Origin of the sequence: Erwinia sp. OLFS4, assembly GCF_002752165.1 — a bacterium.
Lineage (GTDB): Bacteria > Pseudomonadota > Gammaproteobacteria > Enterobacterales > Enterobacteriaceae > Izhakiella.
Genome location: NZ_MOMB01000054.1, coordinates 17,084 through 39,020, shown reverse-complemented (window position 1 = coordinate 39,020; position 21,937 = coordinate 17,084). Strand labels below are relative to the sequence as shown.

Annotated in this window: 17 protein-coding genes and 1 pseudogene; 9 read left to right on the top strand and 9 right to left on the bottom strand. The window is 50.9% G+C overall.

The features are described from left to right. Positions 1–98 precede the first annotated feature (98 nt). Entirely contained in the window at positions 99–590 is a 492-nt protein-coding gene (locus tag BL249_RS13455) for a YajQ family cyclic di-GMP-binding protein (protein WP_099706136.1), read from the top strand. A gap of 5 nt (positions 591–595) precedes the next feature. Here the strand turns inward: BL249_RS13455 and BL249_RS13450 are convergent, their stop codons facing one another. Further along, positions 596–2,338: a sigma-54-dependent Fis family transcriptional regulator gene (locus tag BL249_RS13450; RefSeq protein WP_446717683.1), complete on the bottom strand. Its 1,743-nt coding sequence runs from the start codon at positions 2,336–2,338 to the stop codon at positions 596–598. 289 nt (positions 2,339–2,627) lie between these two features. Here BL249_RS13450 and exaC point away from each other — a divergent pair, with 289 nt between their 5' ends. Continuing rightward, a complete protein-coding gene (gene exaC, locus BL249_RS13445; protein ID WP_099706137.1) occupies positions 2,628–4,148 on the top strand; it encodes an acetaldehyde dehydrogenase ExaC in 1,521 nt (506 codons plus the stop codon). Between the two features lie 35 nt (positions 4,149–4,183). After that, positions 4,184–5,147 (top strand): annotated as a pseudogene (locus BL249_RS13440) (zinc-dependent alcohol dehydrogenase). A gap of 74 nt (positions 5,148–5,221) precedes the next feature. Here the strand turns inward: BL249_RS13440 and BL249_RS13435 are convergent. From BL249_RS13435 to BL249_RS13400, 8 genes are all read right to left on the bottom strand, one after another. Beyond that, positions 5,222–6,583, bottom strand: a complete 1,362-nt coding sequence (locus BL249_RS13435; protein ID WP_099706138.1) for an MFS transporter — start codon at positions 6,581–6,583, stop codon at positions 5,222–5,224. Positions 6,584–6,732: 149 nt separating this feature from the next. Then, positions 6,733–7,623 (bottom strand): heme o synthase, encoded by an 891-nt coding sequence (cyoE, locus tag BL249_RS13430; protein ID WP_099706139.1) that lies wholly within the window; start codon positions 7,621–7,623, stop codon positions 6,733–6,735. A 13-nt stretch (positions 7,624–7,636) separates the two neighbouring features. After that, positions 7,637–7,969, bottom strand: a complete 333-nt coding sequence (locus BL249_RS13425) for a cytochrome o ubiquinol oxidase subunit IV (RefSeq protein WP_099706140.1) — start codon at positions 7,967–7,969, stop codon at positions 7,637–7,639. Then, a complete protein-coding gene (locus BL249_RS13420) occupies positions 7,969–8,589 on the bottom strand; it encodes a cytochrome o ubiquinol oxidase subunit III (protein WP_099706141.1) in 621 nt (206 codons plus the stop codon). The genes BL249_RS13425 and BL249_RS13420 overlap by 1 nt, the downstream gene beginning before the upstream one ends. Then, positions 8,589–10,571 (bottom strand): cytochrome o ubiquinol oxidase subunit I, encoded by a 1,983-nt coding sequence (gene cyoB / locus BL249_RS13415; protein ID WP_099706142.1) that lies wholly within the window; start codon positions 10,569–10,571, stop codon positions 8,589–8,591. The genes BL249_RS13420 and cyoB overlap by 1 nt, the downstream gene beginning before the upstream one ends. Before the next feature lie 4 nt (positions 10,572–10,575). After that, positions 10,576–11,502, bottom strand: a complete 927-nt coding sequence (cyoA, locus tag BL249_RS13410) for a cytochrome o ubiquinol oxidase subunit II (RefSeq protein WP_099706143.1) — start codon at positions 11,500–11,502, stop codon at positions 10,576–10,578. Between the two features lie 542 nt (positions 11,503–12,044). Further along, positions 12,045–13,538, bottom strand: coding sequence for a muropeptide MFS transporter AmpG (gene ampG, locus BL249_RS13405; RefSeq protein ID WP_099706831.1), 1,494 nt, complete (start codon positions 13,536–13,538; stop codon positions 12,045–12,047). Positions 13,539–13,585: 47 nt separating this feature from the next. Then, a complete protein-coding gene (locus BL249_RS13400; protein ID WP_099706832.1) occupies positions 13,586–14,164 on the bottom strand; it encodes a lipoprotein in 579 nt (192 codons plus the stop codon). Positions 14,165–14,432: 268 nt separating this feature from the next. On the opposite strand from BL249_RS13400, the gene bolA reads away from it, so the two are divergent. The 6 genes from bolA to hupB all read left to right on the top strand — a co-directional run bounded on the left by bolA (position 14,433) and on the right by hupB (position 21,819). Then, positions 14,433–14,747, top strand: coding sequence for a transcriptional regulator BolA (bolA, locus tag BL249_RS13395; protein ID WP_099706854.1), 315 nt, complete (start codon positions 14,433–14,435; stop codon positions 14,745–14,747). A 372-nt stretch (positions 14,748–15,119) separates the two neighbouring features. Then, positions 15,120–16,424 (top strand): trigger factor, encoded by a 1,305-nt coding sequence (gene tig, locus BL249_RS13390; protein WP_099706833.1) that lies wholly within the window; start codon positions 15,120–15,122, stop codon positions 16,422–16,424. A gap of 326 nt (positions 16,425–16,750) precedes the next feature. Further along, positions 16,751–17,374 carry an ATP-dependent Clp endopeptidase proteolytic subunit ClpP gene (clpP, locus tag BL249_RS13385; protein ID WP_099706834.1) on the top strand — a complete coding sequence of 208 codons (624 nt, stop codon included), beginning with the start codon at positions 16,751–16,753 and terminating at the stop codon, positions 17,372–17,374. Between the two features lie 126 nt (positions 17,375–17,500). Next, positions 17,501–18,775 carry an ATP-dependent protease ATP-binding subunit ClpX gene (gene clpX, locus BL249_RS13380; RefSeq protein ID WP_099706835.1) on the top strand — a complete coding sequence of 425 codons (1,275 nt, stop codon included), beginning with the start codon at positions 17,501–17,503 and terminating at the stop codon, positions 18,773–18,775. A gap of 189 nt (positions 18,776–18,964) precedes the next feature. Further along, a complete protein-coding gene (gene lon, locus BL249_RS13375; protein ID WP_099706836.1) occupies positions 18,965–21,319 on the top strand; it encodes an endopeptidase La in 2,355 nt (784 codons plus the stop codon). Between the two features lie 224 nt (positions 21,320–21,543). Beyond that, on the top strand, positions 21,544–21,819 hold the full coding sequence (gene hupB, locus BL249_RS13370; protein WP_099706855.1) for a nucleoid-associated protein HU-beta: 276 nt from the start codon (positions 21,544–21,546) through the stop codon (positions 21,817–21,819). The last annotated feature ends 118 nt before the right edge of the window (positions 21,820–21,937 follow it).

Here is a 21,937-nt window from a genome sequence, read left to right as displayed (position 1 = left end):
GGTTGGATTTATAACATCTCTAATTGTATATCAGCAGTTTCACTTACTGTCTGCATAACGCTATTATGCATGTCACTTTGTTTTCAGGAGGACAATATATGCCATCTTTCGACATCGTTTCCGAAGTTGACATGCAGGAAGTGCGTAACGCGGTGGAAAATGCTAACCGCGAGCTGGCCACTCGTTTTGACTTTCGTCATGTTGAAGCCAGTTTTGAATTTAAAGACAAAGAGAAAAGCGTGCGTATCGCCAGTGAATCTGACTTTCAGGTCAGGCAGCTGGTGGATATTTTGCGTGAAAAACTGCTCAAACGTGGCATTGAAAACGCTGCGCTTGAGGTGCCGGAAAATATTGAGCACAGCGGTAAAACCTGGAGCATTGACGTGAAAATGAAACAGGGAATAGAAAGCGACGTCGCGAAGAAGCTGGTCAAAGCGATTAAAGACAGCAAGCTCAAAGTGCAAACCCAGATTCAGGGTGATGAAGTGAGGGTGACCGGTAAATCCCGTGACGATTTGCAAAGTGCGATGGCGCTGGTGCGTAAGGCTAACCTCGGCCAGGCATTTCAGTTCAAAAATTTTCGCGATTAATGTCGTCAGCGCGGCGCATTGCGCTGCGCTTTCGCTGCCCGGCGATACAGCGTGCTACGTGCAATGCCGAGTGCCGCAGCGGCTTTGCTCACGTTTCCCTGATAATGGCGCAGGGTTGCCGCAATATGCTCAGCGCTGTTGTTCTGCAGAGCGTTTCCAGCGTCAGCGCGTGGCTCAGGTTGATAATCGCAAGGCAAGTCGCTGATGTTTATTGTTTTTCCCTCGTCAGTCAGCGCCAGCAGTACTTTTAGCAGACTGCGTAACTGGCGTATATTACCTGGCCAGGGGTGCTGATTCAGGTGCTCCAGCAGCGAGGGGGCCAGATCAATCCCGCGCGCCGGCCCACCCAGATCCTGCCATAACTGATGAATAAAGCTTTTTAGATCCCGCCACTGGCGTAGCGGCGGGATGGCAAAGTTAAACTCCTGGAGGCGATAGAGCAGGTCTTCACGAAATTCACCGTTGGCGACCTGTTGCTGCAGGTCGCGATGGGTGGCACAGATGACGGCAAACTGGACTGGCCAGCTGCGGGTTTCACCAAGCGGTGATACCTCTTTTTCCTGTAACACCCGTAGCAGGCGGGTTTGTAAACCCAGCGGCATATCGCCGATTTCGTCAAGGAACAGCACGCCGCCATCCGCTTCACGAATCTTACCGATATAGCCTTGTTTACTGGCTCCGGTGAAAGCCCCCGCCTGATAACCAAAAAGTTCAGATTCGATTAACGATTCCGGCAGGGCGGCACAGTTAATCGCCACAAAACGGCCTTTGTTCCAGCCGCTTTGTTTATACAGCATCCGACTCAGGTACTCTTTACCGCAGCCGGTTTCGCCAGTAATGCAGAGTGAAACCCCGGCGTTGAGTAAGCGCAGTATACGTGCACCTTCGCCCTGCAAATGCGCGGGCAGACCGATGTCATCGCGCGCGGCGGGTGCCGGCGGTTGATGATAGCAGCGTGGCGGTGCCTGCAGCGTAAACCAGTAACGTTGCCGGCTGGCGGTTTCCAGCTGCTGTGGCTGAGGGGTGCTGCGCTGTTTCTGGCCGGGAAAAAGATGCCGGAAACGGAGCAGGCCAAAGCGTGCGGCGGTGATGTTGAGTGTACGCATCGCCTGGCGGTAGTCGGCATGCAGACAAAGCAGCCACTGGCTCTGATTCAGCTGCTGTTTGACCCACTGGTGTTCAATCTGGCGCACCGCCTGTTCGACCCAGTGGCGGGTATTGAGATGGGGAAAGCGCGCCGGGCCGGAAATATCCAGCACCCCGGCGATGGCGCCTTGCGGCGACTGTACCGGCATAGCCGCACAATATAAATCCTGATTACCGGTCAGAAAATGCTGCTGCCCTTTGATTTCACAACTGTTGTCAATGGCCAGCGCAGTACCTATGGCATTGGTCCCGCGACCGCATTCGCTCCAGAGATTGCCCGGTGCCAGCGCGAAACGTTGAGCTTTGTCTATCGCCTCAAGATCCCCGAAGGTTTGCAGCACCAGGCCGGCAGGATCTGACAGGATCACGACGGACTGACTATCCGCTACCCGCTGTGCCAGCTGGCTTACCACCGGCTGCGCTAGCTGCCTGAGCATCTGATGATGGGCCAGTAAATCATTGAGATGACCATGCGGCATACGCGGGAAATCCCGATCGTTACGGTCAAGACCGTAATGCTGGCTGCGTTGCCAGGAATCGTTAAGCAGCTGGCTGACGATGTCATTGCGGCTGCTCAGCGTTATCGCCTCTGCGCTGGTCATTTTACCTGCCATCTCTGACCCCGATGCAATCATTATTGTTGCTTAAGTGTAGCTTTTTGGTTTCTGTAGTGTTGCGACCTGCAACACAGTTAAGAAATGGACAGCAAAAATACGCACTACGTTGTTGAGATGTTTATTTATTAACATTTTGATTATCTGGCATTATTTATACAGTGTGACGGTATTTTTTTCTCCTGGCACGAAGCATGCTTTGTTAAGGATGTCGCGCAATATTGGCCTTGTCGGGGCTGCTGTTGCTAGCGTTCAGTCACTTACAAAGGAGTCAGCGATGCGTTATGCACATCCGGGTAGTCAGGGCTGTTTAGTTTCTTTCCGCGCCAGTTATGGCAATTACATTAACGGTGCTTTTGTTGAGCCGCTCGGGGGGAACTATTTTACCGATACCACCCCGGTGACCGGGGCGGTGGTGGCGCAATTCCCACGCTCTGATGAGCGGGACATCAATAAAGCGCTGGATGCGGCACATGCCGCTGCGGAAAAATGGGGTAAAACCAGCGTTCAGGAGCGCAGTAACCTGCTGCTGGCAATTGCTGATCGCATGCAGGCAAATCTGGAAATATTAGCCGTCACCGAAAGCTGGGATAACGGTAAACCTATCCGCGAGACGCTCAATGCCGACCTGCCGCTGGCGATTGACCACTTTCGCTATTTTGCCGGCTGTCTGCGTGCGCAGGAGGGCAGTGCGGCTGAAATTGATGCCACCACCGTCGCTTATCATATCTATGAGCCATTGGGGGTGGTAGGTCAGATTATTCCCTGGAATTTTCCCCTGCTGATGGCCGCCTGGAAGCTGGCGCCGGCGCTGGCAGCAGGTAACTGCGTGGTGCTTAAGCCGGCAGAACAAACGCCGCTCAGTATCTGCGTTTTACTGGAAATCATCGGCGATCTGATTCCCGCCGGCGTGCTGAATGTGGTGCAGGGTTTTGGCAAAGAGGCCGGCGAGGCGCTGGCCACCAGCAAACGGATTGCTAAAATCGCCTTCACCGGGTCAACCGCAGTTGGACGCCATATTATGGCTTGTGCTGCAGAAAGCATTATCCCTTCTACCGTTGAGCTGGGCGGTAAATCTCCGAATGTCTATTTCGCCGATATCATGCAGGCTGAGCCGGAATTTATTGATAAGGCAGTCGAAGGACTGGTACTGGGCTTTTTCAATCAGGGAGAAGTTTGCACCTGTCCTTCACGAGCCCTGATTCAGGAATCGATTTATCAGCCTTTTATGGAAAAAGTTATGGCGCGCGTTGCGACAATTCGCCGTGGCGATCCGCTGGATACCGCAACCATGATTGGTGCCCAGGCTTCTCAGCAGCAGTTTGATAAGATCATGTCCTATATCGATATTGCCAGAAACGAAGGCGGTCAGATTCTGGCGGGGGGCGAATCTGTCACTCTGGCGGATGCGCTGGCCAACGGCTATTACATTCAGCCAACCCTGATTAAGGGGCACAATCAGATGCGCTGCTTCCAGGAAGAGGTATTTGGTCCGGTGATTGGTGTACTTACCTTTAAAGATGAAGCCGAGGCGCTGGAACTGGCGAACCAGACAGATTATGGCCTTGGTGCCGGTGTCTGGACGCGCGATAGCAATCTTGCCTGGCGTATGGGGCGGGCAATAAAAGCCGGGCGCGTATGGACGAACTGTTATCACATCTATCCGGCCCATGCTGCCTTTGGTGGCTATAAGCAGTCAGGTGTCGGACGTGAAACCCATAAAATGGCCCTTACACAATATCAACAAGTTAAGAATTTATTAGTCAGCTATGATATTTCACCCCTGGGATTGTTTTGAGTGGTTTATTAACTAAATGGAAAGTGAGGTGAAAAATGCAGACGATGAAAGCAGCCGTAGTGAAAGCTTTTGGCGAGCCACTGGTCATTGAACAGGTGCCGGTACCGCAAGTCGGACCGGGACTGGCCGGTTAAACCGCATCCCCCTTTTATTCCCGGTCATGAAGGTGTGGGCGAAATTGTGGCGGTCGGTGCGGGTGTCAGCCACGTTAAACAGGGCGATCGGGTGGGTGTTCCCTGGTTGTATTCAGCCTGTGGCCACTGTGAACACTGTCTGGACAGCTGGGAAACCCTTTGTCACGCCCAGCAAAATGCCGGTTATTCGGTCAACGGCAGTTTTGCCGAATATTGTCTTGCCGATGCCAATTACGTTGGCATCCTGCCCGATAATATTAGCTATCAGGAAATTGCGCCGATTCTGTGTGCCGGCGTTACCGTTTATAAAGGACTGAAAATGACCGATACCCGTCCCGGGGACTGGGTGGTTATTTCAGGAATTGGCGGGCTTGGTCATATGGCTATACAGTATGCGGTTGCCATGGGGTTGAACGTTGCAGCCGTTGACATTGATGATGATAAGCTGGCGTTTGCTAAACGGCTTGGCGCCAGCGTGGTGGCGAATGCGCGTCATGTGGATCCCACAGCGGTTTTCCGCCGTGAATTCGGCGGCGCACACGGTGTGCTGGTCACCGCGGTATCACCAACGGCATTTGAGCAGGCAACCGGCATGATGCGTCGTGGCGGGACCATGGTGCTTAACGGTCTGCCGCCGGGCAAGTTCGATCTGTCCATTTTTGATATGGTGCTGGATGGTATTACGGTGCGAGGTTCAATTGTCGGCACGCGCAAAGATTTGCAGGAAGCGCTGGATTTTGCCGGCAGACATAAAGTGAAGGCTAATATTGCCGTTGAACCGCTGGAAAATATTAACGACATTTTTGCCCGTATGCATGCCGGTAAAATTGAGGGGCGTATTGTCGTTGATATGACCCTGTCGTAACCGGCACCTGCCGCTGAACGGTGCCATGGAGCAGAGGCTGATGCCCGGCTGGTGGCGCTACAGCGGCAGGTTTGTTAACTACTGGCTACCAGCGCCTCCAGTTCGGGACGGCTGGTGACTTTACTGTCGATTTTAACATAAGCACTTTTCTCTTCCGGCACCATAAATACCGCGCTCACGCCCGGTTGTGCCCGCAGACGTTGTTCCAGCTTGTTAAAATCGATATTGTCGTTAAGCACAATACGCAGGCTGCTGACATAAGGTGGTTCATGCATGGTTATACTGATCATTAGCCACAGGCTGGCAATGATTGTCCCCATCAGAAAGACTGTCTGTGCATCAAAAGTCCCGAATACCCAACCGCCGAGACTGCCGCCTATAGCCACACCGATAAACTGGCTGGTGGAGTACAGCCCCATAGCGGTGCCTTTGTAGCCAGCCGGCGATTCTTTACTGACCAGTGAAGGCAGAATTGCCTCCATCAGATTAAAACCGATAAAAAACAGCTGTACGCCGGTAACCAGCGTCCAGAAATCGTTGCCAGCGCCCCACAAAACAATTTCAGCAATCAGCAACAGCACCACGCAGCCAATGAAAGTCCGCTTCATTTTACGCTTTGCTTCTGCGTAAATAATAAAGGGCACCACGCTGACAAAGGCAATCAGCATTGTTACCAGATAGATTTTCCAGTGCTGGGAAGGTGGAAAACCGGCCTGCTCAAACTGACCCGGCAGCGCGACAAAGCTGGACATTAACAGAATATGCAGGCAAAGAATGCCTGCATTCAGCCTGGCCAGCCGCTGATTGATTAATACCTGGCGGATGGAGCCTTTGACCATGCCGGATTCACGGTTAAGTACGTGGTGTCTGGCAGACGGCACCACTAACAGGGTAATGATGATACCGACGCTGGCGAGGATGGCGATGATCCAGAACAGGGCGTGCAGGCCAAAATAGTGGGTAATTACTGGCCCAAAAACCATGGCAATTGCAAAGGTGACGCCAAAAGAGATGCCAATAAATGCCATGGCTTTGGTACGATTTTGTTCGCGGGTTAAATCGGAAAGCAGCGCCATAACCGCGGCGGCGATGGCACCGGAACCCTGTAATGCCCGCCCAAGGATAATCCCCCAGATGCTGACTGTACTGGCGGCAATAATACTACCGAGAACAAACAGCAACAGGCCACCAACGATAAGGGGCTTACGTCCTATGCGGTCGGAGAGCAGGCCAAAGGGGATTTGAAATACCGCTTGTGCCAGACCATAAATACCAATGGCCAGCCCGATCAGGGGTTCGCTGGCGCCTTGTAATGCCATGCCATAGGTTGTCAGTACCGGGAGCACCATAAACATACCCAGCATCCTGAGGGAGAAAACCGTACCCAAGCCCCATGTCGCCCGTCGTTCGATCGACGTCATTTTATTATCGTTCATCACAACCTCAGTTACTGACCCGCCGGTATTTTATGTTTGAGGCGAGGGACAGTAAAACATCACTTCTTAAGCAGTCGTTACAAGCGGATAAATGCTGACAAACAGAAAGGGCGCGATTGTCAGTCGCGCCCTTGAGTAAGGCATTGGGTTTACCAGACGAAGGTCAGCAAATCTTTTGATGCCGGAGCCATGAAGTCTACTGACATCATAACGCTCAGTGAGGTAATGGCCACGATGGAAAACACGAACAGTTTTCGTGCCCAGACCCGATCGTCGTTAGCGGTTTTGTAACCTGAAAGCGCCATACCCAGCCACCAGACGCTGACTGCTGCCGCAACCACCAGATACTTATAACCGGCATAACCGCTAAGGGTGAGCATCAGAGTGGCGACCATAAACGCCAGAATGTAGAGCGTAATATGATTTTTTGCCACGGAGATGCCTTTAACCACCGGCAGAACCGGAATACTGGCGGCCTGATAATCTTTAAAGCGGAAGATAGCAATCGCATAGGAGTGCGGCATCTGCCACAGGCTAAAGATTGCCAGCAGAATCAGCGCCCCGGCGTCAAACTGGTTGGTAACGGCACAATAGCCGATGACCGGGGGCGCGGCGCCGGAAAGACTGCCAATCAGCGTGCCATAAACGGATTTACGCTTCATATACAGACTGTATATGCCAACGTAAACCACGAAGCCCATCACCGCCAGCCACATAGCCAGCGGGTTAGCACCGAAGTACAGCAACGCAAATCCAGCTATACCCAGAACGGTTGCATAAACCAGGCTTGCCTTCGGCGAAATAAGGCCTTTTACCAGCACCCGATTTCTGGTTCTCTCCATTTTTTTGTCGATGTCACGGTCGATGACGTTGTTATAAACGCAACCCGATGCCACAACCAGCGACACGCCAACCATGGTGGTGAGAAACAAGGTGTAATCAATGCTGCCTTTCGAAGCCAGCAGAAATCCACCGATGACAGAAATTAAATTTCCGAAAATAATTCCTGGTTTTGTAACTTGCAGGTATCGCTTAATCATTACGGTAACTCGGTTAGTGGTCCATCATCATGTTGTAGTTGAGGTTCCACATAATCCATAGTGAGCCGATTACGACGATCAGGATAATGATGGAGGAGAATACAATTGCCACCATGTTCCAGCCGCCTTCAGATTTAGTGTCCAGGTGCAGGAAGTAAACCAGGTGTACGATAACCTGAATCACCGCACATAGCACCACAACACCGATAATAGTGCCATGAGAAGCTGTACCCTCCATGACCATCGAGAACGGGATAGCCGTCAGAATGATCGACAGGATAAAACCTATCATGTAAGACTTCACGCTACCGTGTGAAGCACCATGTTCGTTTACAGAATGACTCATTACATGGCCCCCATCAGATAAACTACGGTGAATACGCAAATCCATACCACGTCAAGGAAGTGCCAGAACAGACTCAGGCACATGATGCGCGTGCGGTTTGCGGCGGTCAGGCCACGGGTAGCAACCTGATACATCAGTACCGCCATCCACAGCAGGCCGGAGGTAACGTGCACTCCGTGGGTACCTACCAGGGTAAAGAACCCGGACAGGAAGCCACTGCGGTTGGGGCCATAGCCTTCCATGATCAGATGATGGAATTCATAGATTTCCATACCGATAAATCCGGCACCGAACAGGAAGGTCAGGGCCAGCCAGCCGTTAACCGCACCCTTGTTAACATGGTTCATGGCGATCACCGCCATACCGTAGGTAATGGAGCTCAGTAACAGCAGGGCGGTTTCCACGGCGACAAACGGTAATTCAAAGATGTCTTTTCCTGCCGGCCCGCCGGCAGTGTTATTAACCATAACTGCATAGGTTGCAAACAGGGTTGCAAAGATAATGCAGTCGCTCATCAGGTAGATCCAGAAGCCAAAAACTTTTCTGGCGCCGGTCTCATGCTCATGATGCGCATGGCTATCATGCGCGTCGTGGTGCTTAGTCAGAGTTTCAGTTGACATTATTTCAGGCCTGCTTTGCTGATTTCGTCAAAGTGTTGTTTTTCAATCTGCTCAATCTCTTTGACCGGAACGTAGTAATCCACGTCGTCATCGAAACTTTTGATGATCCAGGTTGCAATCATGCCAATAAAGCAGATACCAAACAGCCACCAGATATGCCAGATAGCGGCGAAACCAAATACCGTGGCAAACGCGGAGATAACAATACCGGCACCGCTGTTTTTCGGCATATGAATTTCTTCATAATGTGCAGGTTGCTGGTACGCTTCGCCTTTTTCCTTCATTTCCCAGAACGCATCACGCTCATGAATTTCAGGCACAACAGCAAAGTTATAGAATGGCGGCGGTGAAGAGGTTGACCATTCCAGCGTACGTCCACCCCAGGGATCGCCGGTGAGATCGCGATTCTGCTCACGGTCACGTATAGAAACCCAGAACTGAATAATCTGGCAGAGTACGCCACAGGCAATCAGCGCGGCGCCAAAGGCTGCCACTACCAGCATCGGATGGAACTGCGGATCGATATTCTGGCTGATACGGCGTGTCATTCCCATAAAGCCCAGCACGTAAAGCGGCATAAAGGCAGTAAAGAAGCCGATAATCCAGAACCAGAAAGCACGTTTACCCCAGGTTTCGTTAAGACTGAAACCAAAGGCTTTCGGGAACCAGTAGGTGACACCGGCAAAGCAGCCAAATACCACACCGCCGATAATAACGTTATGGAAGTGCGCAATCAAAAACAGGCTGTTGTGCAGTACAAAGTCGGCACCAGGCACTGCCAGCAGTACCCCGGTCATGCCGCCAACCGAAAAGGTGACCAGGAAGCCGACGGTCCACAGCATGGCAGAGTGCATCTGAATGCGTCCCTGATACATAGTGAACAGCCAGTTAAAGATTTTCACCCCGGTTGGGATGGCGATAATCATCGTCATAATACCGAAGAAGGCGTTTACGTTAGCGCCGGCACCCATGGTAAAGAAGTGGTGCAGCCAGACGATAAACGACAGGATGGTAATAGCAATGGTCGCCCATACCAGTGAGGTGTAACCAAACAGGCGTTTTTTAGAGAATGTCGCCGTGACTTCTGAGAACACGCCGAATACCGGCAGCACCAGAATGTAGACTTCCGGGTGACCCCAGATCCAGATCAGGTTGACATACATCATCATGTTACCGCCCATTTCGTTAGTAAAGAAATGGAAGTCAAGGTAACGGTCGAGCGTCAACAGCGCCAGGCTAACGGTCAGCACCGGGAATGCGGCAATAATCAGGACGTTAGTACAGAGTGCCGCCCAGGTGAACACCGGCATTTTGAACAGACTCATGCCTGGCGCACGCATTTTCAGGATGGTGACAAAGAAGTTGATACCGGTCAGCGTGGTACCAATACCGGATAGCTGCAAACTCCAGATCCAGTAATCAACCCCGGTGCCTGGACTGTATTCAAGCCCCGAAAGCGGGGGATAAGCCAGCCAGCCGGTCTGGGCGAACTCACCAATACCCAGCGACAGGTTGACCAGAATCACGCCGATTACGGTAAACCAGAAACTGATGTTATTCAGGAACGGGAAGGCAACATCACGTGCGCCAATTTGCAACGGAACCACGACGTTCATCAGGCCAACCACAAACGGCATGGCAACGAAGAAGATCATGATAACGCCGTGGGCGGTGAAAATCTGATCATAGTGATGCGGTGGAAGGAATCCGGCTTCACCGGCAGAGGCCAGCACCTGCTGACTACGCATCATAATGGCGTCAGCAAAGCCACGTAACAGCATGACGAAAGCCAGAATGACGTACATGATACCAAGGCGTTTGTGGTCAACGCTTGTCAGCCACTCTTTCCAGAGATATTGCCACTTGCCAAAGTAGGTAATGGCCGCGACAAGCGCCAGGCCAGCAATGACGATGGCGGCACAGGTAACCATGATAATCGGTTCATGGTACGGAATCGCATCCAGTGTTAATTTTCCAAACATCGTATTATTCCTCGGCGCCGGCGTGAGCGGAATGGTCCATGTTCATGCCCTCGTGCTCAGACATCTTCATGTTAGTTCCGTGACTCATGAACTTTTCAATAATGTCTTTGAACAATTCAGGTTTGACACTGGAAAAGAACTCAACCGGGTGGTTTTCACTCGGGGCGGCCAGCTTTTCGAAATCTTCCATAGAATTAAGTTTCTCAGGAGACTGTTTAGCCTGGGCTACCCACTGCTCAAAGGTCGCATTATCCGGGGTGGCAATGGCTTTAAATTTCATGCCAGAAAAGCCGCGACCGCTGAAACTCGAAGAAATACCGTCATAAGTCCCTGCCTGATTGGCAATCAGGTGCAGCCTGGTTTGCATGCCGGCCATGGCATAAATCTGGCTGCCGAGGGTAGGAATAAAGAAGGAGTTCATCACGGAGTTTGAAGTGATACGGAAACTCACCGGGGTGTTAGCCGGGAAGGCCAGCTGATTTACGCTCGCGATACCTTGTTCCGGATAGATAAACAGCCATTTCCAGTCAAGTGAGACCACTTCCACTTCTATCGGTTTCACATCTGAGGCCAGTGGTTTGCTTGGTTCCAGCGCATGCGTTGACTTCCAGGTCAGGATACCGAGGAACATAATGATAAGGATTGGTATTGTCCAGACCACGGCTTCCACCTTGTTAGAGTGGGACCAGTTAGGACTATATTTAGCATTTGTATTGGATGCCCGATATTTCCAGGCGAAGATGACAGCCATAGCAATCGCGGGAATGACGACGATCAGCATCAGGCCGAAGGCGGTCAGAATCAGAGAGCGTTGCTCCAGCGCGATCTGGCCTTTGGGATCTAACAATGCACTGTTGCAGCCACTTAACAATAACGTGCCTGCAATTAATGACAAAATCCCCAAACTATTTTTGTATTTCCTGAGTCTCATTTAACGACCTCAATGACAAGGGCTCTATTGTCGCTTAAGTGTGGCCGCATTTTACGGGAAGGTTTCCGGACTGTAAACCAACTTCAGGGGCTGGCAGAAAAGAGCTGGCACCTTTTGCTAAGGGGGTCACAATTGATTTTATCAGGATGAAAAAGTTAGCAGTAGCAAGGAGTTGGGCTGATATAACAAAATCCAATTAAGGATGGTTTTTAAAACTGACATTGCTATAAAAGAGATGAAGTGGCTGCATTTACTTAACAATATTTTATCATTCGCGAGATGAACAAGTCACATAATTAATTACTCACCGGTTTTAATTTTAGCAGAAAAAAAGAAAATTACTTAATTATAAAATCAATAAAAAAAATATTATTGATCGCGAACAATAGACCGGCAGTTGTTTATCAGCCGCCTAATTAACAATTAATATATGTTATTAACATTGCCGGCGCTCATCACCGCTGCCATCAGCATCCGGTAATCGCTGGGCAAAAAAGCAGGCAGTCCGCCAGCCGAGGCGGACAATATGGTTGACCTGCAGGCTAATCTGCCTCTTTATTTTGCACAGTACGCAGGCCCTGAGAGAACAAATCCAGAAGTGTGCCGATTGTGACCCCAGCCAGCAGACAGAGTATGCCGGTTTCAAACAGCCTTTCACTGACGCCCGACGCGTTTAGCCACTGTAGCGCGCGCAGTGCAATAAATAGTAGCCAGCTGGCCAGTAATAGTGCGCCGGCGCTCACCAGGCAGAAAGCCAGTCGGTAACCGCCAGCAAAACGCTGGCGCAGCTGGAAGGTCGTGTCTGACTGCAGGCAGGTAAAACTGTGCCGGCTGGCGGCTAATAATAACAATCCCGGTAGCGAGACAATAATGGAAATGGCAAACAGTGTCGGCCATCCCCACCCGGCAGCAATCCAGCCCGCTGCCGGGCCTGCATACACCCGGCCAATAGCCGATAGCGCTGAAAGTAAAGCAAACTGGGTGGCGGAAAAGGACTTATTACATAGCGTCATCAGCAGTGCGACAAAGGCGGCGGTGCCCATACCACCGCACAGATTTTCTATTGTCACCGCCAGCGCCATGCTCCACAGGTGAGGCGGTGTGACGGCCAGCAGCCAGTAGCCGAGATTAGAAACCGCCTGCAAAATACCGAATAGCATCAGAGCGCGAAATAACGTCAGTCGTTGCATCAGTATTCCGCCAAATAGCGCGCCAATAATAGTGGCGGCCAGGCCGAGAGTTTTATTTACGATGCCAACCTGGGCTGGTTCGAATGCTAACCCTTTCAGTAAAAAAAGCGTCGACAGGCTGGTGGCGAAGGCATCACCCAGTTTGTAGAGGATAATCAGTGATAACATCATCCAGGCGTTGCCACGGCTGAAAAACTCTTTCAGTGGCGTAAATACCGCAGCCTGCAAAGTACGCGGGGCCTCGATTTTTTGATCCGGCTCCGGCGCAAACAGGGTGGCAATAACCCCTGGCACCAGGGTGAGCGCCATTAACCAGTAAGTTGCCTGCCAGCCGAGATACTTATCCGCCAGCCATAATGCAAGCCCGCCTGAGACCATCATTGCCAGGCGATAGCCCAGCACGCTAATCGCCGCACCGGTTCCCCGTTCTTCTGCCGATAACACATCGGTTTTCCAGGCATCAAAAACAATATCCTGGGAAGCGGAACAAAAGGCGACTACCACGGCAAGGGTTGCCAGCAAGGTCAAATCACGCGCCGGTTGTAAGGTGCCCATCAGGGCGATGGTGGCAATTAATGCCAGTTGGGTTAACAACAACCAGCCCCGGCGCCGTCCGCAAAAGGGCAGAGAAAAGTGGTCCATCAGTGGAGACCAGAGAAATTTCAGCACATAGGCCTGGCCCACCAGAGAAAAGAAACCGATGGTTTTGGTGTCAACGTTTTCCACCGACAGCCAGGCCTGGAGCGTGCCAGCAGTCAGCGCCAGCGGAAGTCCGGAAGCAAAACCAAGGACTAACAGGATGGCGGATTTACGCTGAGTAAAGATTTGCAGATAGTGGCTGGTCATACGGCCCCGAAAAGTACGCCCGGCTGTATCACCGGGCGATAAGCAGATTAACGGGCGTTTTGTTTAATAAAGTCCTGCATGCTGTTGTCCTGGGCCATATCCGCAATCACATCGCCCAGCGTCTGATTAACCGCTTTGGCTATTTTGTCGTTGCTGGCGGCAAAAGCCCCTTCTTCATTGTAGGTCTGACGGTAATTTTTAACCTGCTTACTGCCATTTTTGGCCGTGGCGATAATTGAGATATCGGCGTTGGTTGTAATGCTGTAACGCACATTGCCCTGGGTGACGTCAGCATAAAGCTTGTTCACCACAATCTGTAAATCGACCTGACCGTTTGGTCCAATCATGTAGCCACGTGCGGTCATCTGTTTTTCCAGTGCTTCCTGTAACAGGAAGCGCAGATCGCGTTGGGCCGTCAGCGTTACCATCTGTCCATCACGGTTGACTTTTGCCAGCGCCTGGTCGGGACGTTGATCGGCACCGTTGATACTGATAGTCATCGCGGTGAGCGTAGGATCGCGCAGCGGCAGCTGAATTTTAGGATTAATATCCAGAGTATTGCTGCTGCTGGCACAACCGGCCAGGAACAGAGCAGCCAGGAAAGGCACGACAATCTTTTTCAACATGGTTTGGTCTCTTGCGTGTGAGTAGATGTGCTGCGAAATTTGCGCACATCATAACATTGCCTGTTATAAGAAAAAGCCCCTGGGCAAGTAAAGTCGTCCGTAGGCGGCGGTTCAGAAGGGATAAATTGATTTATTGCCTGTCAGACATAAGAATAGGCCGGTCAGTTTGTCTATCATCAGGCGGAGTGTTGAAGGTTTCATCTGGCGTTCAGGCAAATAAATGTGTCTGTAATTCTGAAAAACCGCGCGGGCGGAATAAAAGGTGTATGTGATGCGTGAGCATATTGAAACAAAGTTGCGGGCAGCGTTTTCGCCTCAGCATCTGCAGGTTATTGATGAAAGCCATCGTCACAATGTGCCCGCAGGAGCCAGCAGTCATTTTAAAATTGTGCTGGTCAGCGATCAGTTCATCAATCAGCGGGCTTTACAGCGTCATCGCGCAATTTATAGCTTGCTGGCAGAGGAGCTTGCTGCTGGTGTTCATGCGCTGGCACTGCATACCTATACCGGCGAGGAGTGGCAGCAACGGCAAAATCAGGCGCCGGCGTCGCCGGATTGCTGCGGGGCAGGTACTCAGGCCTGATCGCGTGTTGTGATGTTGACGATAGCGCGCCGTCTGACTGCCTGATTTAACAAGCGTTCCCCGTCCCGATGGCGGCTAATCTATCTGGTTATCCAGCATGCCTTATTAGCCCGGCGCGCCTCTTTTTGCGGCCCGGCAAGCGTACTTGTGTGCACTTTGCTGGCCGGATGCACGCAGGCAGCCTCGACGCGCTGAATTGATGCCGCTATAATGCCGCGTCTGATTATTCCTGAATGTCTTCGGGACGCTTCTGGTAACAGGGAATACGGTTCTGACATCAGAAGCCGTCCCGGTTGTTAGACCGTCGTCAGGCTTCACTAAGCCGCTGGCGGTCTGAAGTTGACCGAGCACGTGATTTTTTGAGGTAACAAGATGCAAGTTTCAGTAGAAACAACTCAGGGCCTTGGCCGTCGCGTAACCATCACGATCCCTAAAGATGTGATTGAGAATGCGGTAAAAAGCGAGCTGGTCAATGTCGCTAAAAATGTTCGTATTGACGGTTTTCGTAAAGGCAAAGTGCCGATGAATATCGTTTCCCAACGCTATGGCGCCTCTGTTCGCCAGGACGTTCTGGGTGATTTGATGCAGCGTAATTTCGTTGACGCGATTATCAAAGAAAAGGTAAATCCGGCCGGTGCACCGAAATATGCGCCGGGCGAATACAAAGTGAATGAAGACTTCACCTATTCGGCAGAATTTGAAGTTTATCCGGAAGTCGAGCTGAAGGGTCTGGAAAGTATCGAAGTTGAAAAACCGCTGGTGGAAGTCGCCGATAGCGATGTTGATACTATGCTGGAAACCCTGCGTAAGCAGCAGGCAACCTGGAAAGAAAAAGACGGTGCCGTTGCGGCAGAAGATCGCGTGACCCTGGACTTCTCAGGCTCGGTTGATGGTGAAGAGTTTGAAGGCGGCAAAGCGTCTGACTTTGTTCTGGCAATGGGCCAGGGCCGCATGATCCCTGGTTTTGAAGACGGTCTTCTTGGCCACAAAGCCGGTGAAGAATTTACCCTTGACGTGACCTTCCCGGAAGACTACCACGCGGAAAACCTGCAAGGTAAAGCCGCCCGCTTCGCTATCGTACTGAAGAAAGTTGAAGAGCGTGAGCTGCCGGAACTGACCGAAGAGTTCATCAAACGTTTTGGCGTGGCTGATGGTTCTGTTGAGGGGTTACGCACTGAAGTGCGGAAAAATATGGAGCGTGAACTGAAAGGTGCGGTGCGTAATCGCGTTAAATCTCAGGCCATTGATGGACTGATTAAGGCCAACGAGATTGACGTCCCTTCAGCTCTGGTTGACGGTGAAATTGATGTGCTGCGTCGTCAGGCGGCTCAACGCTTTGGTGGTAACGAACAGCAGGCGCTGGAACTGCCGCGTGAACTGTTCGAAGAGCAGGCAAAACGCCGGGTGGTTGTCGGACTGTTGCTGGGTGAAGTGATTCGCACCCATGAGCTTAAAGCCGATGAAACCCGGGTTAAAGGTCTGATCGAAGAGATGGCCTCTGCCTACGAAGATCCGCAGGAAGTTATTGAGTTTTACAGCAAAAATAATGAGCTGATGGATAATATGCGTAACGTTGCCCTGGAAGAGCAGGCGGTAGAAGCGTTACTGGAAAAAGCAAAAGTGACTGAGAAAACGACTAATTTCCAGGAACTGATGAACCAGACTACGCCAGCTTAAGTTGTTCTGCATTCGCGTATAAGGCAAGCTCGCAGCTTTGGCTGCGGGCTTTTTTCGTCTTTAAACGTGGCAATTAGCGGTGGCTGACAGGCGGAATCGTGTATTTAAACGGTAAATTTCGGGTTAAGCTGTTTTTCCTGGTTAGGAAATAAAAAAAGTTGTTATGCTTGAATTATTGGGCTGCGACCCCAAAATCGAACCTCATGCAAACCAAGCTGTCTGATTGACCGTCCTGATAGCAGCGGGGAGAGGTAATGAGCGCAGAATGGATAACGAACTGCCTCGTGCCCGGATAGAATTGGCAAAAATTTTTTCAGGAGACGGAAATGTCATACAGTGGCGAACATGAACAAATGGCACCTCATATGGCGCTGGTGCCAATGGTGGTGGAGCAAACCTCGCGCGGTGAGCGTTCTTACGATATTTACTCCCGCCTGCTGAAAGAGCGTGTGATTTTCCTGACCGGCCAGGTGGAAGATCATATGGCGAATCTGATCGTCGCTCAGATGCTGTTTCTGGAGGCAGAAAATCCGGAAAAAGATATTTACCTGTACATCAACTCGCCCGGTGGCGTGATCACGGCGGGTATGTCAATTTATGATACGATGAAGTTCATCAAGCCGGATGTCAGTACTATTTGTATGGGCCAGGCCTGTTCGATGGGTGCCTTTTTGTTAACCGCAGGCACTAAAGGTAAACGTTTTTGTCTGCCAAATTCACGTGTGATGATTCATCAGCCGCTTGGTGGCTACCAGGGGCAGGCGACGGATATCGAAATTCATGCGCGCGAAATTCTCAAGGTTAAGCAGCGGATGAATGAGCTGATGGCCGAACATACCGGCAAATCCCTCGAAGAAATCGAGCGGGATACTGAAAGGGATCGTTTCCTGTCGGCCAGCGAAGCGGTAGAGTATGGTTTAGTGGATTCTATTCTGACGCACCGCAAGTAAGGCTAAGGTGGCTTGCCCTGGCTATAGTATTTCTGTAGCGTTGATGAAACTGGTATTGAATATCGGGTATTGCCAGCGATGCCCGCGCCGCATCTGGCGAATAAAGACTAATAAAGAGGTTTGCAGATGACAGATAAGCGCAAAGACGGTTCAGGAAAGTTACTGTACTGCTCTTTCTGCGGTAAAAGTCAGCATGAAGTGCGCAAGCTGATTGCCGGACCGTCCGTGTATATCTGCGATGAGTGTGTCGATCTTTGTAACGACATTATTCGCGAAGAGATCAAAGAAGTCGCACCGCATCGCGAGCGTAGCGCACTGCCTACACCCCATGAAATCCGCGAGCATCTTGACGAATATGTCATTGGTCAGGAGCGCGCGAAGAAAGTACTGGCCGTGGCGGTTTACAACCACTACAAACGTTTGCGTAACGGCGATAGCAGCAACGGTGTTGAGCTGGGTAAAAGCAACATTTTGCTGATAGGGCCGACCGGTAGTGGTAAAACCCTGCTGGCAGAGACGCTTGCGCGCCTGCTGGACGTTCCTTTTACTATGGCCGATGCCACCACCCTGACGGAAGCCGGGTATGTTGGTGAGGACGTAGAAAACATTATCCAGAAATTGCTGCAAAAATGTGACTATGATGTACAAAAAGCCCAGCGGGGTATCGTGTACATTGATGAAATCGATAAAATTTCCCGTAAATCGGACAATCCGTCGATCACCCGTGACGTGTCCGGTGAAGGGGTTCAGCAGGCGCTGCTGAAACTTATCGAAGGCACCGTCGCAGCGGTACCTCCTCAGGGTGGCCGTAAACATCCTCAGCAGGAATTTCTGCAGGTTGATACCTCGAAAATCCTGTTTATCTGTGGCGGCGCATTTGCCGGCCTGGATAAAGTGATTTCGCAGAGAACTGAAACCGGCTCGGGCATTGGTTTTGGTGCGACGGTGAAAGATAAGTCACAGAAAGCGTCTGAAGGTGAACTGCTGGCGCAGGTGGAACCGGAAGATTTAATTAAGTTCGGGCTGATTCCTGAATTTATCGGTCGTCTGCCGGTGGTGGCCACGCTGAATGAACTGAGTGAAGAAGCACTAATTCAGATTCTGCGTGAACCGAAAAATGCGCTAACCAAACAGTATCAGGCGCTGTTTAATCTGGAAGGCGTTGAGCTTGAGTTTCGCGATGAAGCATTGACCGCTATTGCTAAAAAAGCCATGTCGCGCAAAACCGGCGCACGCGGATTGCGTTCAATTGTTGAAGGTGCGTTGCTGAATACAATGTACGATCTGCCTTCAATGGATGATGTCGAAAAAGTGGTTATCGACGAGTCGGTTATTGGCGGCGAAACCGATCCCATGCTGATATACGGTAAGCACGAGGCGCAACAGGCATCCGGTGAATAAATAACCGCATTAATCCAGCTAGTTAGCATAAAGGGGGAAAAATTTCCCCCTTTCGCTTTTCTGATGGTCATAAGCATTGAATGTCAGATAATCATCCCCATATACTCGAATTAGCGGGTGCAGACTGCACAGATGCATGCAGGGTAAAAGTCCCGCAACCTGGCGGAAATTAAACTAAGAGAGAGCTCTATGAATCCTGAGCGTTCTGAACGCATTGAAATCCCAGTGTTGCCGTTGCGTGACGTGGTGGTTTATCCGCACATGGTGATCCCATTGTTTGTTGGCCGTGAAAAGTCGATTCGCTGCCTGGAAGCGGCGATGGATCATGATAAGAAGATCCTGCTGGTTGCACAGAAAGAAGCTTCAACGGATGAACCAGGTATTAACGATCTTTTCTCTGTGGGGACGGTTGCATCCATTTTACAGATGCTGAAATTGCCTGATGGCACGGTAAAAGTGCTGGTTGAAGGCTTGCAACGCGCACATATCACTACCCTGGCGGATAACGGTGACCATTTCACCGCACAGGCTGAATATCTGGCTTCTCCTGAGATTGAAGAGCGTGAACAGGAGGTGCTGGTACGCACGGCAATTAATCAGTTTGAAGGCTATATCAAGCTGAATAAAAAGATTCCGCCGGAGGTGCTTACCTCATTAAACAACATTGATGATGCAGCCCGCCTGGCTGACACCGTTGCTGCTCATATGCCGCTAAAACTGGCGGACAAGCAATCGGTGCTTGAAATGTCAGATGTTAATGAGCGCCTTGAATATTTAATGGCGATGATGGAGTCTGAGATCGATCTGCTGCAGGTAGAAAAACGCATTCGTAACCGCGTGAAGAAGCAGATGGAAAAAAGCCAGCGTGAATACTATCTGAATGAGCAGATGAAAGCGATTCAGAAAGAGCTGGGGGAAATGGACGATGCGCCTGACGAAAACGAAGCGCTGAAGCGAAAAATCGATGCGGCTAAGATGCCAAAAGAGGCTCGCGAAAAAGCCGAAGCTGAACTGCAGAAACTGAAAATGATGTCGCCCATGTCAGCAGAAGCTACCGTGGTACGTAGCTATGTTGAATGGATGGTACAGGTTCCCTGGAACGCACGCAGCAAGGTAAAAAAAGATTTACGTAAAGCGCAGGAAACGCTGGATACCGATCATTATGGTCTTGAACGCGTTAAAGATCGCATCCTCGAATACCTTGCGGTGCAGAGTCGCGTCAGCAAAATTAAAGGGCCGATTCTGTGTCTGGTAGGGCCGCCGGGGGTGGGTAAAACCTCGCTTGGTCAGTCAATAGCCCGTGCGACAGGGCGTAAATACGTGAGGATGGCGCTGGGCGGCGTGCGGGATGAAGCAGAGATCCGAGGTCACCGCCGGACTTATATCGGCTCTATGCCAGGTAAACTTATCCAGAAGATGGCAAAGGTCGGGGTAAAAAATCCGCTGTTTCTGTTGGATGAGATCGACAAAATGTCCTCCGATATGCGGGGAGATCCGGCATCAGCGTTGCTGGAAGTGCTTGATCCTGAACAGAACGTAGCTTTTAATGACCACTATCTGGAGGTAGATTATGACCTGTCAGATGTGATGTTTGTTGCGACCTCCAATTCAATGAATATTCCGGCACCGCTGCTGGACCGCATGGAAGTTATTCGTCTTTCCGGCTACACCGAAGATGAAAAACTGAACATTGCTAAACAGCATCTGCTGCCGAAACAGATTGAACGTAATGCGTTGAAAACCAGTGAACTGACGCTGGAAGACAGCGCTATCGTTGGTATTATTCGCTACTATACCCGCGAAGCCGGCGTGCGTAGCCTTGAGCGGGAACTGTCCAAACTGTGTCGTAAAGCGGTAAAAGCGCTGCTGATGGATAAATCACTGAAGCACATCACAATCAGTGGCGATAATCTGAAAGATTATCTTGGTGTGCAGCGCTTTGACTATGGTCGTGCCGACAGTGAAAACCGCGTTGGTCAGGTGACAGGATTGGCGTGGACTGAAGTGGGAGGCGACCTGCTGACCATTGAAACGGCCTGTGTGCCGGGTAAAGGTAAACTGACTTATACCGGTTCACTGGGTGAAGTCATGCAGGAGTCAATTCAGGCTGCGCTCACCGTGGTACGTGCGCGCGCGGAGAAGCTGGGGATTAATGGCGATTTTTATGAGAAGCGTGATATTCACGTGCATGTACCGGAAGGCGCTACGCCGAAAGATGGCCCCAGTGCAGGTATCGCTATGTGTACCGCATTGGTTTCCTGTCTGACCGGTAATCCGGTGCGGGCGGATGTCGCTATGACCGGAGAGATTACTCTGCGTGGTCAGGTGTTACCGATTGGCGGTCTGAAAGAGAAATTGCTGGCTGCTCATCGCGGTGGCATCAAAACGGTCCTGATTCCGGATGAAAACAAACGCGATTTGGAAGAGATTCCGGATAATATTATTGCCGATCTGGATATCCATCCGGTAAAACGCATTGAAGAAGTTTTAACATTAGCGTTACAAAATGCCCCCTATGGCATGCAGGTTGCTACCGCGAAATAGTGATATAAGGCAAAAACAGCGTAAAACACGGGCTGTCAAGTGAAATGGTGCTTGCCAGCCTTTTTTTGTGCCGCTAACTTAGAGACTGTCAAACCCGCTGTGGTATGATGATGATTCCGCAGTCTGACACACTTGGGCGATTAAATGCCCGTATAGTTGCTGTGCGATAGCGGCAGGTCCCACGACCTGACCGTAAAGTAAATAATAAAGAGGGGATGAATAGCGTGAATAAGTCACAACTGATCGACAAAATTGCTGCAAATGCTGATATTTCTAAAGCAGCCGCTGGACGAGTATTGGACGCTTTTATGGGTTCAGTTTCTGACGCTCTGAAAGCGGGCGACGAGGTTGCATTAGTTGGGTTTGGTACGTTCTCCGTGCGTGAACGCGCTTCCCGCACCGGTCGTAATCCACAGACCGGTAAAGAAATTACTATTCCTGCCAGCAAAGTTCCCGGCTTCCGCGCCGGTAAAGCGCTGAAAGACGCCGTTAATAAATAAGGCTTTCTCACCGCAGGTCGCAGAATTATGCGGCTGGGTGAGGATCGTTCTGGCGTTATCAGGTAACATACCGGGCACATCAAGATGTTGATGTGCCTTTTTTTATCTTTCAGTGACA

Coding starts and splice junctions, on each gene's coding strand:
- BL249_RS13455 (WP_099706136.1), top strand. CDS start 99: ATGCCATCTTTCGACATCGTTTCCGAAGTTGACATGCAGGAAGTGCGT.
- BL249_RS13450 (WP_446717683.1), bottom strand. CDS start 2,338: ATGACCAGCGCAGAGGCGATAACGCTGAGCAGCCGCAATGACATCGTC.
- exaC (WP_099706137.1), top strand. CDS start 2,628: ATGCGTTATGCACATCCGGGTAGTCAGGGCTGTTTAGTTTCTTTCCGC.
- BL249_RS13435 (WP_099706138.1), bottom strand. CDS start 6,583: ATGAACGATAATAAAATGACGTCGATCGAACGACGGGCGACATGGGGC.
- cyoE (WP_099706139.1), bottom strand. CDS start 7,623: ATGATTAAGCGATACCTGCAAGTTACAAAACCAGGAATTATTTTCGGA.
- BL249_RS13425 (WP_099706140.1), bottom strand. CDS start 7,969: ATGAGTCATTCTGTAAACGAACATGGTGCTTCACACGGTAGCGTGAAG.
- BL249_RS13420 (WP_099706141.1), bottom strand. CDS start 8,589: ATGTCAACTGAAACTCTGACTAAGCACCACGACGCGCATGATAGCCAT.
- cyoB (WP_099706142.1), bottom strand. CDS start 10,571: ATGTTTGGAAAATTAACACTGGATGCGATTCCGTACCATGAACCGATT.
- cyoA (WP_099706143.1), bottom strand. CDS start 11,502: ATGAGACTCAGGAAATACAAAAATAGTTTGGGGATTTTGTCATTAATT.
- ampG (WP_099706831.1), bottom strand. CDS start 13,538: ATGACCAGCCACTATCTGCAAATCTTTACTCAGCGTAAATCCGCCATC.
- BL249_RS13400 (WP_099706832.1), bottom strand. CDS start 14,164: ATGTTGAAAAAGATTGTCGTGCCTTTCCTGGCTGCTCTGTTCCTGGCC.
- tig (WP_099706833.1), top strand. CDS start 15,120: ATGCAAGTTTCAGTAGAAACAACTCAGGGCCTTGGCCGTCGCGTAACC.
- clpP (WP_099706834.1), top strand. CDS start 16,751: ATGTCATACAGTGGCGAACATGAACAAATGGCACCTCATATGGCGCTG.
- clpX (WP_099706835.1), top strand. CDS start 17,501: ATGACAGATAAGCGCAAAGACGGTTCAGGAAAGTTACTGTACTGCTCT.
- lon (WP_099706836.1), top strand. CDS start 18,965: ATGAATCCTGAGCGTTCTGAACGCATTGAAATCCCAGTGTTGCCGTTG.